The organism is Brachybacterium netajii (SeqCode) (genome assembly GCF_054114245.1).
The window spans coordinates 122,540-137,219 of the sequence record NZ_JBSYXB010000007.1; the positions used below are offsets into that span (position 1 = coordinate 122,540).

The 14,680-nt window shown below is 70.9% G+C and carries 11 protein-coding genes; 6 read left to right on the top strand and 5 right to left on the bottom strand.

Annotated features, from left to right (window positions below):
* Positions 1-15 precede the first annotated feature (15 nt).
* The 5 genes from ACXET9_RS12950 to rpmH form a co-directional block, all read right to left on the bottom strand.
* Complete coding sequence (locus ACXET9_RS12950) at positions 16-705, bottom strand: R3H domain-containing nucleic acid-binding protein (RefSeq protein ID WP_457887048.1); 690 nt, start codon at positions 703-705, stop codon at positions 16-18.
* 64 nt (positions 706-769) lie between these two features.
* Positions 770-1,855, bottom strand: coding sequence for a membrane protein insertase YidC (gene yidC / locus ACXET9_RS12955; RefSeq protein ID WP_457887049.1), 1,086 nt, complete (start codon positions 1,853-1,855; stop codon positions 770-772).
* An 85-nt stretch (positions 1,856-1,940) separates the two neighbouring features.
* Positions 1,941-2,279 (bottom strand): membrane protein insertion efficiency factor YidD, encoded by a 339-nt coding sequence (gene yidD / locus ACXET9_RS12960; RefSeq protein ID WP_457887050.1) that lies wholly within the window; start codon positions 2,277-2,279, stop codon positions 1,941-1,943.
* Positions 2,276-2,641 (bottom strand): ribonuclease P protein component, encoded by a 366-nt coding sequence (rnpA, locus tag ACXET9_RS12965; RefSeq protein WP_457887051.1) that lies wholly within the window; start codon positions 2,639-2,641, stop codon positions 2,276-2,278. The genes yidD and rnpA overlap by 4 nt, the downstream gene beginning before the upstream one ends.
* A gap of 29 nt (positions 2,642-2,670) precedes the next feature.
* Positions 2,671-2,808 carry a 50S ribosomal protein L34 gene (rpmH, locus tag ACXET9_RS12970; RefSeq protein WP_376981537.1) on the bottom strand — a complete coding sequence of 46 codons (138 nt, stop codon included), beginning with the start codon at positions 2,806-2,808 and terminating at the stop codon, positions 2,671-2,673.
* 479 nt (positions 2,809-3,287) lie between these two features.
* On the opposite strand from rpmH, the gene dnaA reads away from it, so the two are divergent.
* The 6 genes from dnaA (at position 3,288) to gyrA (ending at position 14,680) form a co-directional block, all read left to right on the top strand.
* Positions 3,288-4,946, top strand: coding sequence for a chromosomal replication initiator protein DnaA (gene dnaA / locus ACXET9_RS12975; RefSeq protein ID WP_457887052.1), 1,659 nt, complete (start codon positions 3,288-3,290; stop codon positions 4,944-4,946).
* A gap of 627 nt (positions 4,947-5,573) precedes the next feature.
* Entirely contained in the window at positions 5,574-6,698 is a 1,125-nt protein-coding gene (gene dnaN / locus ACXET9_RS12980) for a DNA polymerase III subunit beta (protein WP_457887053.1), read from the top strand.
* A 16-nt stretch (positions 6,699-6,714) separates the two neighbouring features.
* Positions 6,715-7,977 (top strand): DNA replication/repair protein RecF, encoded by a 1,263-nt coding sequence (gene recF, locus ACXET9_RS12985; RefSeq protein ID WP_457887054.1) that lies wholly within the window; start codon positions 6,715-6,717, stop codon positions 7,975-7,977.
* Between the two features lie 13 nt (positions 7,978-7,990).
* Positions 7,991-9,055 (top strand): DUF721 domain-containing protein, encoded by a 1,065-nt coding sequence (locus tag ACXET9_RS12990; RefSeq protein WP_457887055.1) that lies wholly within the window; start codon positions 7,991-7,993, stop codon positions 9,053-9,055.
* Positions 9,056-9,541: 486 nt separating this feature from the next.
* Entirely contained in the window at positions 9,542-11,629 is a 2,088-nt protein-coding gene (gyrB, locus tag ACXET9_RS12995) for a DNA topoisomerase (ATP-hydrolyzing) subunit B (RefSeq protein WP_457887057.1), read from the top strand.
* Positions 11,630-11,791: 162 nt separating this feature from the next.
* Positions 11,792-14,680: a DNA gyrase subunit A gene (gene gyrA / locus ACXET9_RS13000; protein ID WP_457887058.1), complete on the top strand. Its 2,889-nt coding sequence runs from the start codon at positions 11,792-11,794 to the stop codon at positions 14,678-14,680.

Sequence of the window (14,680 nt, forward strand, 5' to 3'; positions counted from 1 at the left end):
AGCGGATCGCGGGGATCAGGACGCGGGGTAGACGACGACGTGGCGGCCCTTGCCGTCCCCGTCGGACTCGGAACGCAGGCCCTCGCGCTTGGCGACGTCGTGGACGACCTTGCGCTCGAAGGGGTTCATCGGCCGCAGCGGCACGGGGGCGCCCTCGGTGCGGGCCTTCTCCACGGCCTCCGCCGCGAGCTGCTCGAGGGAGTCCTTGTGCTCCGCGCGGAAGCCGCCGATGTCGAGCATGAGGCGCGACCGGTTGCCGGTGCGGGTCTGGACCGCCAGGCGGGTCAGCTCCTGGAGCGCGTCCAGCAGCTCGCCCTTGGGGCGGTTCAGCGTCGCCAGGCTCTCGGCCCCGCGGATCTCGACGGACGCGCGATCGCCGTCCACGTCGATGTCGATGTCGCCGTCGAGGTCGGCGATGTCGAGCAGCTCCTCGAGATAGTCGGCGGCGATGTCGCCCTCCTCCTCGAGGCGGCGGACGCGCTCCTCCGGCGACTCGCTCGCGGACTCGCCGTCGGACTCGCCCTCGGGCTCTCCGGCCGCCCCGGCCGACGGGGTCGGCTCGGACGGGGCGCCCTGCTCAGCAGGCTCGGTCGGCTCGGCAGCCGTCGGCTCGGCCGCCGTCGGCTCGGCGACGGTCTCGGCAGTCGGGACCGCGGCGGGGACGGCGTCGTCCTGCGCGGAGCCGGGGGTGGTGGTGTCGTTCATGGTGTCCTCCGGAGTACAGGGGAAAACAGGGTCCCCGGGAGCATCAGCGCCCCCGGGGGAGGGATCACTTGCGCTTCTTGCGGGAGCCCTTGCCGTCCGACGGGTCCTCGCCCTTCTCGGCGGCCTCCGCGGCCATGCGGCGACGACGCTCCTCCTGCGCCTTGGCGCGGGCCTCGCGGGCCTGGGCCAGACGCTCCTGGTCGGTGAGCTTCCGGCCGCCGTCGCTCTTCTTGGGCTGCACGCGGATCGGGGTGTCCTCGTCGATCACCACGACGGGCTTCTTGGGGGTGAAGTCCAGCGGCTCGAGGCCCTTGCGCTCGCGCCTGGCGTTGATGCGGTTGTGACGCGAGGTCTCCGCCGGCGAGCCGGGCGTCGGGTAGGTCAGGACGACGATGAGCTGCTGCGCGAGGGTCCACAGGCTCGTCGTGAGCCAGTACATGAGCACGCCGATCGGCATGCCCGGTCCCGTGATCACGTAGATGAACGGGAGCATGTACAGCATCATCTTCTGCGTGCTCGCCATCGGGCCCTCGAGGGCCGACGGCGGCATGTTCCGCATCGTCAGCTCCTTCTGGGTGACGAAGGTCGTCAGGCACATCAGCGCGATGATGACGCCGGCGAACACCTTGGTCGCCACGCCGCCGTCACCGGAGTCGAGGAAGCTGTCGGCGATGGTGACGCCGTTGACGAGGCTGCCGTGGTAGGCGCTCTGGGCGAGCTTGACGGTCAGCGGACCGAACTGCGCGCCCTCGGCCGCCTCGGGGAGCTTGTAGAACAGCACGCGGAAGAGCGCGAAGAAGATCGGCATCTGCAGCAGCACGGGCAGGCAGGAGGACAGCGGGTTGGCCCCGGCCTCCCGGTAGATCGCCTGCATCTCCTCCGCCATCTTCTGGCGGGACTCCTGATCCGTCTTGCCCTTGTACTTCTTCTGCACGGCCTGCAGGTGCGGGGAGACCGCCTGCATGGCGCGGGAGGAGCGGATCTGCCGGATGAACAGCGGCGTGATCACCGTGCGGACGACGACGGTGAGGCCGACGATCGACAGCAGCCAGGTCCAGCCGGAGTTGCTGTCCATGAACAGCGACAGCAGGGCATGGAACTTCACCATGACCCATGCGACGGGCCATTCGATCGGGTAGAGGATGTTCATCGGCCTGGTCTTCCTGCCGTCCGGATGCGCATGACGTTCATACGATGTGACGGCTGTGGTCGGGAGTCTGGGTCAAGGGTAGGCCCTACGGGCCGGGGCGCCGCAGTCCGGGTGGATTCCTCCACATGCCCGGCGCGGGCACCGGATCGGGACCGCCGCGGGTCAGCGGATTGCACCGCAGGATCCGCCCCGCGGTCAGGATCGTGCCCTTCAGGGCTCCATGCACCCTGAGGGCGTCGACGCCGTACTGCGAGCACACCGGTTCGTAGCGGCAGGCCGGCGGCGTGTACGGGGAGATCCCCTGCTGGTAGGCGCGCACCAGCAGCAGGAGCAGCAGGCGCGGGAGCCCCAGGACCCGACGGAGGATCGTGCGCGGGGCGCCCTCTCCGGCGGGACGAGCCGGCGCCTGCGAGGGGCTGCTCATCGCGGGGCCGTTCGCCGCTCGAGCTTCCGGCACGCCGAGCCCAGCGCCCCCAGCACCTCGTCCTCGAGGTCGGTGAAGGGGAGCTCGTCGATGCCCGGGGACGTCCGGATCACGGTCGAGGAGCCCGCGGGGAAGCGGTCCAGGTGCGCACGCACGATCTCGCGGAGCCGACGGGCCACGAGGTTCCGGACGACGGCGTTGCCGACCTTCTTGGACACGACGAATCCCACGCGCGGCGCATCGCCCTGCTGCGGGAGCTGGGCTAGATGCACCACCACGTGGGATCGTGCGGCGCGCACGCCGCCTCGGGTGACGGCGCGGAAGTCGTCGCCGGAGCGGAGCCGGTGCTGGGACCAGGACATCGCCCCGGGCCCGTCGTCGGCCCTCGGCCTCAGGCCGAGAGCTCGGCGCGGCCCTTGGAGCGGCGTGCGTTGATGATCGCGCGGCCGGCGCGGGTGCGCATACGGGCGCGGAAGCCGTGCTTCTTGGCGCGGCGACGGTTGTTCGGCTGGAACGTGCGCTTGCTCATCGGTTCTCCTCGTTCGCGGGCACGGGTGCGCCCTCGCGGCGGTATAGGGCGTGCTGCACGGACGATCGCGTCGGGCGCGCCCGCTTTCGCAGGGCGACTGCCAAGAGACCGAGCCGGACCGACGGACGGATCGTGGTGATCCGGGCAACCGCAGGAAGCCGGCGCGCAGCGCTGACTGAACGAGCTTAGGCGCGCCCCCTGGGCGGGTCAACGGATCGGGGCCCGCCGTCGGTCAGGTGTGGCCGGATTCTCACGTGCCGCTCCCGGGGCCCGCTCCCCGTCCTGCGGTACCCGCGACCCGCCCCCGGACCGGCCAGGGGCGGGCGGGAGGCCGGCGAAGAGTCGGCGAGCGGTCCGCGACGAGACGTCGGTCCTGCGCGCCGTCGGCCCCGCCCTCCTCATCCACAATTTTGGTCCACAATGGCGTGGATACTGTGGAAAACTACCTCGACAGTCCCCGACCCCGCCCTGGAGTGCTGATGAACGACGAGTCCGTGGACGCGATCTGGGACCGCACCCTGCAGATCCTGCGCCGCGAGAGCGCCGTCTCCCAGCGCGTCATCGCGCTGCTCATGCTCTCCCGCCTGATGGCGATCGTGGCAGAGACTGCCCTGGTCGCAGCCCCGAACACCTCGGCGAAGGACCTCTTCGAGCACCGTATCGGCACCGAGCTGAAGTCCGCGCTGTCCAAGGCCGTCGGCCGGGAGATCCGCCTGGCGGTCTCCGTCGACGAGTCGCTGTTGATGGATGGGGACGACGACGACACGCCCCTGATGTCCGCTGTGACCTCGGCATCCTCCAGTCCCTCTGTGCACAATGTGGACAGAGGTGTGGACAACCTCCCGCAGGATATCCACAGCACTCCGTTCCGCCGTGACGGGGGCTCGGTGCAGCCCTCGGACGCGCTCGGCGGCCGCGCCTCGCTGCCCGGCGGCCCCCGGCTCTCGGACGAGCCGCCCGCCTACGAGGCCCCCGCGGCGGGCGGCCTCTCGGTCTCCTCGGCGTTCACGGGCTCCAGCGCGCCCTCCCCGATGCCGTCGCCGTTCCGCGCCGGTCGGCTGACGAACGGGTCCTCGACCCTCGGCGAGGACTCGCGGCTGAACGCGAAGTACACCTTCGACACCTTCGTCATCGGCGCCTCGAACCGGTTCGCCTCGGCCGCGGCCTCCGCCGTCGCCGAGACCCCCGCGAAGGCCTACAACCCGCTGTTCATCTACGGCGGCTCGGGCCTGGGCAAGACGCATCTGCTGCACGCCGTCGGCCACTACGCGCAGAGCCTGTACCCGGACGTCGTGGTGCGCTACGTGAACTCCGAGGAGTTCACCAACGACTTCATCAACTCGGTCCAGTCCGGTCAGTTCGGCAAGGCCCAGGAGTTCCAGCGCCGCTACCGCGACATCGACATCCTGCTCATCGACGACATCCAGTTCCTGCAGCGGGCGCCCGAGACGATGGAGGCGTTCTTCCACACCTTCAACACGCTCTACAACACGGACAAGCAGATCGTCATCACCTCGGACCTGCCCCCGAAGGAGCTGGGCGGATTCGAGGACCGGATGCGCTCGCGGTTCGAGATGGGCCTGATGACGGACGTGCAGCCGCCGGACCTCGAGACCCGCATCGCGATCCTCCGCAAGAAGGTCGCGCAGGAGAACACGGGCGAGGTCCCGCATGACGTCCTCGAGTACATCGCCTCGCACATCGCGACGAACATCCGCGAGCTCGAGGGCGCCCTGATCCGCGTCCAGGCGCTGCACTCGCTCTCGCGCCAGCCGATGGACGTCACCCTCGCCGAGAGCGTCCTGAAGGACCTCCTCTCGCACGACGACGGCGCCCAGATCACGGCGTCGACGATCATCGCGCAGACCGCCACCTACTTCGGGCTCTCGGTCGAGGAGATCACCGGCTCCGGCCGCAGCCGGCGCCTCGTCTCCGCGCGGCAGATCGCCATGTACCTGTGCCGCGAGCTCACCGACATGCCGCTGATCCGGATCGGCGAGGAGTTCGGGGGCCGCGACCACACCACGGTCATGCATGCGAACAAGAAGATCTCCGAGCTCATGAAGGAGCGGCGCGCGATCTTCACCCAGGTCACCGAGCTCACCGCGAAGATCAAGAGCTCGAGCTCGCGCGGCTGACCCCCTCGCGGACGCCCGCTTGTGGATGACGGGCTCACCGCTCTCCACACGGAATCGGTCGAAACGGGCAGGCGAGGCCGGTTCCCGGGGATCTGACACCCCTCAGAGGGCCTCGAGAATCCCCAATGTGGATAACTCTGTGGACAGTGTGGACTGCTCGGCATCCGCCCAGGAGTCGATGTGGACAGCGGAATGACACGAATCCCCGAGCGGAGGGAGGCTGTGCACAGCCCGCCCCCGGGAGCAGACCGTTCCTCCACGAATGACAAGTTCTCGTGCCATGCGCAGCGACCTGCGCCGATGAGCGTCATCCACAGGATCAACAGCCGTGATGAAGAGGACTGTCTCTAGGTTCGCAACGGGGATGTGGACGGCGGCGGGTCACGACCGGCCGTCGGGCGGACCCCGGATCGGGGTCGGGAGGAGAGCCCGGAGTCCCGAGCGGAGGCGCTGCCCGGACAGGCGCAGGATTCGCTCGGGACGGTTCGGACCGGCGCGAGGACGGTCAGGAACCGCCGCCGGCGGCCCGCGGATGGCGGGAGTCCGGCCGACGGGTCGGCGGATGGCCCACGGAACCGATACGCTGTCACCCGACCTGTCAGCGACCACTGCGAAGGAGTGGCAACGGTGAAGTTCCACCTCGATCGCGGCGTCCTCGGCGACGCCGTCTCCTGGGCCACCCGAACCCTCCCCGTACGACCGGCCATGCCGATCCTGCAGGGCGTGCGGATCGTGGCCGACAGCTCCGGGCAGCTGCAGCTGTCGACCTTCGACTACGAGGTGAGCGCGCAGATCACGCTCGACGCCGAGGTCGACGAGCCCGGTGAGGTCCTCGTGCAGGGGCGCATGCTCTCGGACATCGTCCGCGCGCTCCCGAACAAGGACGTCTCGATCGCACTCGACGGGACGAAGCTGCAGGTCCGCTGCGGTTCCGCGCGGTTCGCCCTGGCGACCCTGCCGGTCGAGGAGTACCCCCAGCTGCCGGGCATGCCGCCGGCGGCCGGCACGGTCGCGGCCGACGTCTTCGCCGAGGCGATCTCGCAGGTCACCGTCGCCGCCTCGAAGGACGACACCCTCCCGCTGCTGACCGGCGTCAAGGTCGAGATCAGCGGCGAGACGATGACGCTCATGTCCACGGACCGCTACCGCCTCGCGCTGCGGGAGCTGACCTGGAACCCCGCGACGCCGGGCGCTGAGCACACCGCCCTGGTGCGCGCGCGGACGCTGCACGAGGTCGCCCGCTCCCTCGCCACCGGCGGCAGCGTCAGCATCGCCCTGTCGGATCAGGAGAGCGCGAACCTCGTCGGCTTCGAGGCCGGCGGTCGCCGCACCACCTCCACGCTGGTCGACGGCGAGTACCCGCCGGTGCGCCGGCTGTTCCCGGAGTCCTCGGCGATCACCGCCGTGGTCGCGACCGGTGCCCTCATCGACGCCGTCAAGCGCGTGTCGCTCGTCGCCGAGCGCAACACCCCCGTGCGCCTGTCCTTCACGCAGGGCCAGGTCGCTCTCGAGGCCGGTGCCGGCGATGACGCGCAGGCCAGCGAGGTGCTCGAGGCGCAGCTCGAGGGCGAGGACCTCGTCGTCGGCTTCAACTCGGGCTTCCTGCTCGACGGGCTCGGCGCGCTCGGCACCGACTTCGCCCGTCTGAACTTCATCGATTCGATCAAGCCGTCCGTGATGAGCGGTCAGGACTCCCTCGAGGGCACCCCCGACACCTCGTACCGGTACCTGATCATGCCGATGCGGATCTGACGCCGGGGGTGACCCCGTGCAGCTGACCGCTCTCGAGCTGACCGACTTCCGCTCCTATCCGCGCCTCGAGCTGGGCGTCTCCCCGGGCATCACCGTGCTCGTCGGGAAGAACGGCCAGGGCAAGACCAACGTCGTCGAGGCCGTCTGGTATCTCGCGACGCTCTCGAGCCATCGCGTCTCCCACGACGCCGCGCTCGTGCATCGCGGCGCGTCCACGGCGATCGTGCGGGCGAGCTTCGTGCGCGCCGGGCGTCCGCTGCAGGTCGACCTCGAGATCACGCCGGGCCGTTCGAACCGCGCTCGTCTGCAGGGGCAGAACGTGGCCCGCCTGCGGGACCTGCTCGGCGAGGTCCGTGCGGTGCTCTTCGCCCCCGAGGATCTGGGCCTGGTCAAGGCCGATCCCGAGGGCCGTCGGCGCTTCCTCGACGAGCTCCTGTTCGTCATCGCCCCGCGCTTCGCGGCCGTCAAGGCCGATTACGACCGCGTCCTGAAGCAGCGCAGCAACCTGCTCAAGCAGATGCGCGGCATGAAGCGCGGCGGCGCGGGTCGTTCCGTCGGCGGCCTCGACCCGGCGGAGTCGGCGGCGAGCACCCTCGGGGTCTGGGACCAGCAGCTCGCGCGGCACGGTGCCGAGCTGCTCCGCGCCCGGCTCCACCTGGTCAACCGCCTGCGGCCCCACCTCGGCTACTCCTACCTGCGGGTCTCGACCGACGAAGGGGCCGAGCAGGCGCTCGGCCTGCCGCCCGAGCGCCGCGGAGAGGTCTCCTCCCCGGCGGACATCGCCTACCGCTCCGACGTCCTCGACGAGCTGGGCGCCGGTCCGGGCGAGCTGCCCGGCACCCGCGAGATCCATGACGCCCTGCTCGAGATCCTCGCCCGACGCCACGACGAGGAGGTCGACCGCGGCGTCAGCCTCGCCGGTCCGCACCGCGACGACCTCGAGATCCGGCTGCACGACTTCCCCGCGAAGGGCTACGCCAGCCACGGCGAGTCCTGGTCGCTCGCGCTCGCGCTGCGCCTGGCCTCCTACGATCTGCTGCGCCTCGAGGAGGGCGACCTCGGCGACGGGGAGCCGATCCTGATCCTCGACGACGTGTTCAGCGAGCTCGATGCGCATCGTCGGGAGCGGCTCGGACGGATAGTCGCCGATGCTTCCCAGGTGCTCATCACCACGGCCAACGACTCCGACATCCCCGCGTCGCTCGCCGGCGAGATCCACCTGGTCGATGTGAGCCTCGGATCGGCGGTGCCGCGCACCCGGACCGGGTGGGCCTCATGAGCGGGTGGGCCTCATGAGACCGCCCCGCGGCGGCGGCTGGAGGGGGGCCGACGGCGCCGGCGACGTCGGCGACCAGGTGGACGATGCCGCATCGGCGCGACCGCGGCTCGCGAACCCCTACGACCTCTCGACCTGGACGCGCTCCGCCGCGGAGACCGACGAGCCGGGGGCGCCCGCGGCGAGATCGGCACGGACTCCGAGGCGGGGCACGTCGAGCGCCTCCGCCACCCCGCTGCCGCTGCACGAGATGATCGAGGACCCGGCTCAGACCCCGGCGCCGGCACCGCGCCCCGCGGCCGATCCTGCATCCCGCCCCTCGGCCGATCCTGCACTGCGCCGCGCCGCCGATCCTGCATCCCGCCCCCCGGCCCGCTCCACGATGCGGGCCGCGCCCGTCGGACGCGAGCTGCGGACGGACCGCGACCTCCGCGAGGCCCGGGCCGCCTGGCGGGACAGGGTCGTGGACACCGGGCCGGGCGGCCCCGTCGGCGAGGAGGACGACCGTCGGCCGGGTCCTCCCCCGGAGGAGCTCGTCGATCCGCCGGAGCTCGCCCGCCAGGACGATCCCTTCGAGCTCGCGCGCCGCACCGTGAACCGCTCGCGCGCCGCCGCCCGCGACCGCGGGCTCTTCCCGATCTCGGCGAAGACGCAGGCCAGGCGTGATGTCCGCGATCGCAGCGGACGCTCGCCCGGCTATTCGGGCGCGCGGCCGGATCCGCGCGACCCGCAGGGCGTCGAGCGGGTGCTGCGCCGGGTGCTCTCCGATCTCGGCTGGAACGAGGGCATGAGCACCGGACGGGTCCTCGAGGAGTGGGACGAGATCGTGGGCGAGCGCGTCGCCGCGCACTGCCGGCCCGTGTCCTTCGAGGAGGGCGTGCTCGTGGTCAGCGCGTCGTCGTCGGCCTGGGCCTCGCAGCTGCGCATGCTGACCCCGCAGATCGTGACCTCGATCGAGAAGCACGTGGGCGCGCACGTCGTCTCCGAGATGCGCGTGACCGGTCCGGCGGCGGCCGAGCGCAGCTGGAAGCGCGGGCGTCGGACGGTCACCTGGCGGGGACCGCGCGACACCTACGGCTGAGGCGTCGGGGCGGTGCCGACGAGCGGTGCCGTCGGGCGGTGTCGGCAGACGGTGCCGACGGGTCCCGGCGCCCGCGATCCGGGCGCCGACGGGCCGTCCGCAGACGCCCCGCAGGCGCTCCAGGACCCCCGGACGTGTACCCGACCTCCCGAGCGGTGCCCCTGAGCGGTTCTGGGGCCCGCTCCGGGCCGTAGAACGCGAGATCCTCCTCTAGTTGTCCACAGAAATCGGGGCGGTATGCGGGCGGAGACGCTCTGAGCGCGCTAGAATGGGTCAGGTCCGGCAGATGCTCCGGGGGCGACCCCGGGACTGTTCAGGGGGACGACGCCGGTTCCGCCTCCGCACCGATCGTGCGGGGTCGTTCGCGAGCGCGCGATGGCGCGCCGATCGCACGAGAGCGGAACCGCTGCCGCCTCCCCGCTCACGCCGGACCGCCCTCGGTGCCGCATTCGACCGGGGGTCCCGGACTGCGAGGAGCCACATCAGGTGAGCGAGAGCGATCGACCCATGCCCGAACAGGCCGACGCCCCGGAGGCGTCGCACGCGAGCGCGGGTGAGACCGAGGCGCATTCCCCCACGCACTACGACGCCTCGGACATCACGGTCCTCGAGGGCCTCGAGGCGGTCCGCAAGCGTCCCGGCATGTACATCGGCTCGACCGGTGAGCGCGGTCTGCACCACCTGGTGTGGGAGATCGTCGACAACTCGGTCGACGAGGCCCTCGCCGGGCACGGCGACTCCATCGAGGTGACGGTCCTGGCCGACGGCGCCGTCCGCGTCGTCGACCATGCGCGCGGCATCCCCGTGGCCATGCACCCCACCGAGAACAAGCCCGCGGTCGAGCTCGTGCTGACCGTGCTGCACGCCGGCGGCAAGTTCGGCGGCGGCGGGTACGCCGTCTCGGGCGGCCTCCACGGCGTCGGCTCCTCCGTGGTCAACGCGCTGTCGACCCGCATGGAGGTCGAGATCCGCCGCGACGGCCACGTCTGGCGCCAGGCCTACGGCCGCGGCACGCCGCTGACCCCGCTCGAGCAGGGCGAGGAGACCGAGGAGACCGGCACCCAGATCACCTTCTGGGCGGACCCGGAGATCTTCGAGTCCACGGTCTACGACGTCGAGACCCTCCGCAAGCGCTTCCAGCAGATGGCCTTCCTCAACAAGGGCCTCGCGATCACGCTGACCGACGAGCGCCCCGTCGCCACGGAGGCCCTCGACGACGTCGAGGACGCCGGCATCGAGGGCGAGGAGGCCGAGGCGGCCCCCGCGGGCCCCCGCACCTGGACCTTCAAGTACGACCGCGGTCTCGAGGACTTCGTCGAGTTCATCAACGGCGCCAAGCGCGCCGAGGTGATCCACCCGGAGATCATCTCCTTCGAGTCCGAGGACACCGAGAACCACATCGCGGCCGAGGTCGCGATGCAGTGGACGACGGCCTACTCGGAGTCGGTCCACACCTACGCCAACACGATCAACACCCATGAGGGCGGCACCCATGAGGAGGGCTTCCGCACGGCGCTCACCTCGATCGTGAACCGCTACGCGAAGGCGCAGGGGATCCTCAAGGACAAGGATCCGAACCTCACCGGCGAGGACATCCGCGAGGGCCTCACCGCCGTCGTCTCCGTCAAGCTCGGCGAGCCGCAGTTCGAGGGCCAGACCAAGACCAAGCTCGGCAACACCATCGCCCGCACGTTCATGGTCAAGATCATGAACGACCAGCTCACCGCCTGGTTCGAGTCGCATCCGAACGAGGCGCGCGCGATCGTGTCGAAGGCGCAGGCCGCGGCCGCGGCCCGTGAGGCTGCCCGCAAGGCCCGCGACGCGACCCGCCGCAAGTCGCCGCTGGAGACCGGCGGCATGCCCGGCAAGCTGCGCGACTGCTCGAGCCGGAACCCCGCCGAGTGCGAGATCTTCATCGTCGAGGGCGACTCGGCCGGCGGCTCCGCCGTGCAGGGCCGCGATCCGCGCACGCAGGCGATCCTCCCGATCCGCGGCAAGATCCTCAACGTCGAGAAGGCGCGCCTGGACCGCGCCCTCGACAACCAGGAGGTCCGCTCGCTGATCACGGCCTTCGGCACCGGCATCGGAGAGGACTTCGACGCCGGCAAGCTGCGGTACCACAAGATCATCCTGATGGCCGATGCCGACGTCGACGGCCAGCACATCTGCACGCTGCTGCTGACGCTGCTGTTCCGGTACATGCGCCCGCTCATCGAGCTCGGCCACGTCTTCATCGCCATGCCGCCGCTGTACCGCATCAAGTGGTCCAACGCCCCGCACGAGTACGTGTTCAGCGACGAGGAACGCGACGCGAGCCTCGAGGCCGGCCGCGCGGCCGGCAAGCGGATCCCCCGCGACAACGGCATCCAGCGCTACAAGGGCCTCGGCGAGATGGACTGGAAGGAGCTGCAGACCACCACCATGGACCGCGACTCCCGCACCCTGAAGCAGGTCACGGTCGACGAGGCCGCCGACGCTGACACCATCTTCTCCGTCCTCATGGGTGACGACGTCGAGTCCCGGCGCCGCTTCATCCAGGAGAACGCCAAGGACGTGCGCTTCCTCGACATCTGATCCCCCGGCCCGCCGCCGCGGCCGCCCGACCCGTCGTCGGAGCGGACCCGGCGTCGGACCCCTCCGATCCGTCGGCCCCCGCCGCGGCGCCGTGCTCGACCAGCACGACGAGCACGGCGCGCGCGGGGCCGCAGAACCGGCCCGACCCGAAAGGCCTCCCGCATGAGCGACACCCCGCAGGACCCGAGCACTCCCGAGCAGCCGGGCTCCGGCCCGACCCCCGACGGCTCCGGCCCGATCCCCGACGGGACGGGCGGCGCCGACGCCGGTCTGCCCGACGCCGGTCTGCCCGGCGCGCCCGACCTCCCGGCCGGCACGGTCCCCGAGGGCTCCACCGAGCTCTCCGGCGCCGAGGCCGCCGAGCGCACCGTCACGCTCGTCGACCCGCTCGACGAGGGCGAGGCCGACCGCATCATGCAGGTCGACCTCAACCAGGAGATGCAGCGCTCCTACCTCGACTACGCGATGAGCGTGATCGTCTCGCGCGCGCTGCCCGACGTGCGCGACGGCATGAAGCCCGTGCACCGCCGCATCGTCTACGCGATGTACGACGGCGGCTACCGCCCCGACCGCTCCTTCTCGAAGTGCGCGAAGGTCGTCGGCGAGGTCATGGGCAACTACCACCCGCACGGCGACTCGGCGATCTACGACGCCATGGTCCGCCTCGTGCAGCCGTGGTCGATGCGCTACCCGCTGATCCTCGGCCAGGGCAACTTCGGCTCCGCCGGCGACGACGGCGCCGCCGCCCCGCGATACACCGAGTGCAAGATGGCACCGCTGGCCCTCGAGCTCGTGCGCGATATCGACCAGGAGACGGTCGATATGCAGGGCAACTACGACAACACCGTCGACGAGCCCGTCGTGCTGCCCGCCCGCTTCCCGAACCTGCTGGTCAACGGCTCCGCCGGCATCGCCGTCGGCATGGCGACGAACATCCCGCCGCACAACCTGCGCGAGGTCGCCGACGCCGTCCAGTGGCTGCTGACGAACCCCGAGGCCACCAAGCCCGAGCTGCTCGAGGCCTGCCTCCAGCGGATCAAGGGCCCGGACTTCCCGACCGGCGCCACGATCGTCGGCACCAAGGGCATCGAGGAGGCGTACCGCACCGGCCGCGGCTCCATCACCCAGCGCGCCGTCGTCTCCACCGAGGAGATCAACGGGCGCATGTCGCTCGTCGTCACCGAGCTGCCCTACCAGGTCAACCCCGACACCCTCGCCCGCAAGATCGCCGAGATGGTCAAGCTCGGCAAGATCCAGGGCATCGCCGACATCACCGACGAGACCTCCGGCCGCACCGGCCAGCGCCTCGTCATCACCCTCAAGCGCGATGCCGTCGCGAAGGTCGTGCTGAACAACCTGTTCAAGCACACCCAGCTGCAGGAGAACTTCTCCGCGAACATGCTGGCGCTGTCGAACGGCGTGCCGCGCACGCTGTCCATCGACGCCTTCGTGCGCGAGTGGACCCGCCACCAGATCGAGGTCATCGTCCGGCGGACCCGCTACCGCCTGCGCAAGGCCGAGGAGCAGATCCACCTCTACCGCGGCTACCTCAAGGCGCTCGACGCGCTCGACGAGGTCATCGCCCTCATCCGCCGCTCACCAGACGCCGACGAGGCGCGCACCGGCCTGATGGGCCTGCTGGAGATCGACGAGGTCCAGGCCAACGCGATCCTCGCCATGCAGCTGCGCCGCCTGGCCGCCCTCGAGCGCCAGCGGATCATCGAGGAGCACGACCGCCTGCAAGCCCTCATCGAGGAGTACACGGCGATCCTCGCCTCCCCGGTGCGGCAGCGCGAGATCGTCTCCGAGGAGCTCGGCGAGATCGTCGACCGCTACGGCGACGACCGTCGCACGCAGATCCTCCCCTTCGACACGGACATGTCGATGGAGGACCTGATCCCCGAGGAGGACGTGGTCGTCACGATCACGCGCGGCGGCTACGTCAAGCGCACCCGCACCGACCAGTACCGTGCGCAGAAGCGCGGCGGCAAGGGCGTGCGCGGCGCCGCGCTGCGGGCCGACGACATCGTCGAGCACTTCTTCACCACGACCACCCACCAGTGGCTGCTGTTCTTCACCAACCAGGGGCGCGTCTACCGGGCCAAGGGCTACGAGCTGCCCGAGGCGGCGCGCGATGCGAAGGGCCAGCACGTCGCGAACCTGATGGCCTTCCAGCCCGACGAGCACATCGCCTCGGTGCTCGCCATCTCGACCTACGAGGACGCCGAGTACCTGGTGCTCGCGACCCGCTCGGGCCTGGTGAAGAAGACCGCGATGACGGCCTTCGACTCCAACCGCACCGGCGGCATCATCGCGATCAACCTGCGCGACATCGACGGCCCCGAGGGTCCCGAGCCCGATCGCGTGATCGCGGCGCGCGCGGTGAACGCCGACGACCATCTGCTGCTGGTCTCCCGCAACGGCCAGTCGGTGCGCTTCCCCGCCTCCGACGACGTGCTGCGCTCCATGGGCCGCGCCACCAGCGGCGTCACCGGCATGAAGTTCCGCGGGGACGACGAGCTGCTCGCGATGGACGTCGCCCGTCCCGGCAGCTACGTCGTCACCGTCACCGACGGCGGCTTCGCCAAGCGCACGCTGATCGACGAGTACCGGATCCAGGGCCGCGGCGGCCTCGGCATCCGCGTCGCCAAGCTCCCCGACGACCGCGGTCACCTCGTGGGCGCCGCGACCGTCGACGAGACCGACGAGCTGCTCGTGGTGATGGAGAAGGGCCGTGTGGTCCGCTCCCGCGTCGCGGGGATCCCGCCGAAGGGCCGCACCACCATGGGCGTCGTCTTCGCCAAGCCCGACAAGAAGGACCGCATCCTGCTGGTCACCACCAGCCCCGAGTCCGAGGAGGACGAGGAGCTGGAGGGCGTCGAGGCGCCGGAGCTCGTCGACCCGGAGGCTGAGGGCGCCGTGGAACGCGAGGATGGCGATTCGGTGGAGACCGTGGCGGCTGACGCGTCGGCGGAGGGCGATGCTCTAGGCTCGGACGCGTCCGACCCGACCGATCCGACGGCGTTCGGCGAGAGCACCACCGAGGAGTGA

What these genes read in the sequence shown, in the direction of transcription:
- yidD (WP_457887050.1), bottom strand. Translation starts at nt 2,279, where the DNA reads ATGAGCAGCCCCTCGCAGGCGCCGGCTCGTCCCGCCGGAGAGGGCGCC.
- gyrA (WP_457887058.1), top strand. Translation starts at nt 11,792, where the DNA reads ATGAGCGACACCCCGCAGGACCCGAGCACTCCCGAGCAGCCGGGCTCC.
- rnpA (WP_457887051.1), bottom strand. Translation starts at nt 2,641, where the DNA reads ATGTCCTGGTCCCAGCACCGGCTCCGCTCCGGCGACGACTTCCGCGCC.
- dnaA (WP_457887052.1), top strand. Translation starts at nt 3,288, where the DNA reads ATGAACGACGAGTCCGTGGACGCGATCTGGGACCGCACCCTGCAGATC.
- yidC (WP_457887049.1), bottom strand. Translation starts at nt 1,855, where the DNA reads ATGAACATCCTCTACCCGATCGAATGGCCCGTCGCATGGGTCATGGTG.
- ACXET9_RS12990 (WP_457887055.1), top strand. Translation starts at nt 7,991, where the DNA reads ATGAGACCGCCCCGCGGCGGCGGCTGGAGGGGGGCCGACGGCGCCGGC.
- rpmH (WP_376981537.1), bottom strand. Translation starts at nt 2,808, where the DNA reads ATGAGCAAGCGCACGTTCCAGCCGAACAACCGTCGCCGCGCCAAGAAG.
- ACXET9_RS12950 (WP_457887048.1), bottom strand. Translation starts at nt 705, where the DNA reads ATGAACGACACCACCACCCCCGGCTCCGCGCAGGACGACGCCGTCCCC.